Genomic DNA, 2,216 nt, shown 5'->3' with positions numbered 1-2,216 from the left:
CGGCCGTTAGATGATCGTGAGCGGACGAGCCGCCATGACCGCGGTTGGGCACGGAGCGGTCAGATTTCTACGGTGAAGGTGAACACGCTGTAGTTGCCCTGGCCGAACGAGCCGTCGCAACTGTCGATTGTCCGTTTCCACGCCCGCAGTTCGAGCAGGTAGCAGCAGGACTGGGGGAATGCGTCCCGCAGGTTGGCGATGGTGAGGCGCATCCGGCCACCGTTCCACACCGGGGCAACGGCCGCGGGGATGTTCTGCGCGGTCGCCCCCGCCCGCGCGTCCCCATACGTCGGGCCGACCTGCGCGGCCGCTACCCGGGTAAGAGTCGCGGACGGCGCGGCAAGCAGGTCGACGACACCGTTGTTGCCGTAGAGCGCGTGCAGCGTGTAATAGGCCAGATGACCGTCCGGGTCGTTGGCGAGGAACTCGATGTCAACGGTAGTGCCGTCATGCGCTCGGATGATCGAGCATGGTGTAGCCGGTTCCCCGCCGAGCCGGACGTCGATGATCTGAGTGTCGGGCTCGGTGGTACACAGGTGCACCGTGGCCGGGCCGCATGGGTGGCTCGCAGTGGTGGGGTGTCCGGCACCCGGGCCGACCATCCTGTTGTCGAGCGTCAGTACGACGCGGTTCTCCTCATCGCTTCCGCACAGCGGTGGTATCCGCGGATTCTCCAGGCCGCCGCCGACGAAATCCCAGGCCCGGACCCGCAGCCGGTAGGTGCCGTCGCCGAACAACGCCGTCGGTCCGGTCGGTGCCGACGGGACCGCCGTCACCCAGTTCATAAGCAGGTCGGTCGTTCCGACCCAGACCCGGGTCACCCCCCAGCTTCCCGGTGAATGGGTGGCTTCGTAGTGCGCCCGGCTTTCCACCACCAGCCGGCCGCTGATGGTGGTGAACGCGAACGACACGGGGTTCCACGATTGTGTCGGTAGATCGTAGTAAGTGAGCGTGAAACCGCCGGCCGCGCCAGCCGGCATGACGTGCCAGCTGAGGCCGGCGTTGTCGGACCACTCGAACTCGTAGTAGTCCATCCAGTCACCGCACACCCCGTGGAGTGCCACCGTGCCCGCGTACGGACGGTCACCGGCCGTGGCGACCACCCCCGGTGACCGGTAGCCGGCCGGCATCGGCGACGCGCCGACGTTGCCGCCGATGGTGGCCACCAGGTCCCCACAGGCATGCGAGATGACCAGGCACTCGGCGTCGCCGCATCCGCAGGGCGGCCGGTGGGCGCAGCAGGCGCTGTCGTTCGCGACAAGGGTGACGTTGAGGGTGGTCGGCACGTCCGGGCGGGCGGACAGGCAGGACTCGTCCAGGACCACCCGCTCCTGGCCGTCGCAGCTCTGGGTCGCGCGGAAGATCAGGTCGGGTGAGCAGTCCCACCAGGGATGCCAGGGCAACCACGGCCAGACGCGCAGCCGCTCCAGTTCAGCCACCGCCGGCAGCCGTTCCAGGAGCCGGGCGCGCAGGCTGTCGAGCCGAGCCGGGTCGACGGCCTCGGTGGGCATGGCGGTTGCGACCCCGTCCCGTGCCAGGACCGTGTCGAATATGTCCAGGGTGGGCCGCGGCTGGGGCGGTGGCAGCACGATGTCCGTGCCCGCGCCCAGCGCCGCCGTGATCTTCTCGGCCAGGCCTGGCTCAACGCGCCACAGCCGGCGCGCCCACCACCACCACGGCCACCAGCCGCAACACCAGGTGAACGTGATCTCGAAGGCGCCGTGGACGTCGGTCGTGGCACAGCCCACCTGCTGGTCGGTGCACCACCACCACCACCAGTCGACGTCATAGGCGCAGACCGTGGCGCCGGGCACCGGGCTGCCGTCCGGGCACAGCAACCGCCCACGGACCGTGAAGCGGCGACACCAGCGCAACCACTGATACCAGTAGAAGGACGGAATGCGGATCGGCTCCAGCCGCACGACCTGACCCTTGGCCTCCGGCAGGAGCCGGGACGACAGGCTCACGGTCATGGTCTGAAGCCCGGGAAGGTCCTCGTCGGCGACACCACTCGGGCCGAGGTGGATGCGTGCGCCCGCGGGGCTCTCGGGTAGTCGAAGGATGGCCTGCCCGTGGCCGTCGGAATTCAGGTCTGCGACCACCGACACCGAGGTCCGGCCGCAATCGGTGACCAGGACCTTTACCTGCTGCTCGGGCGAAAACCCCTCGATTCCGCTTGCGTCCAATGGAACGACCAGGACGAATTCGTGCTCAGC

General features: G+C 68.8%; 1 protein-coding gene. It reads right to left on the bottom strand.

Annotated elements, in window-relative coordinates; genetic code table 11:
• Positions 1-59: 59 nt before the first annotated feature.
• The coding region (locus tag U9980_RS14705) for a hypothetical protein (protein ID WP_322768431.1) at positions 60-2,216 on the bottom strand (2,157 nt) is incomplete at its 5' end.

Origin of the sequence: Protofrankia sp. Cr1 (assembly GCF_963555865.1) — a bacterium.
Lineage (GTDB): Bacteria > Actinomycetota > Actinomycetes > Frankiales > Frankiaceae > Protofrankia.
The sequence above is the reverse complement of the archived record's forward strand: the minus strand, read 5'-3'. Positions and strand labels throughout refer to the sequence as shown.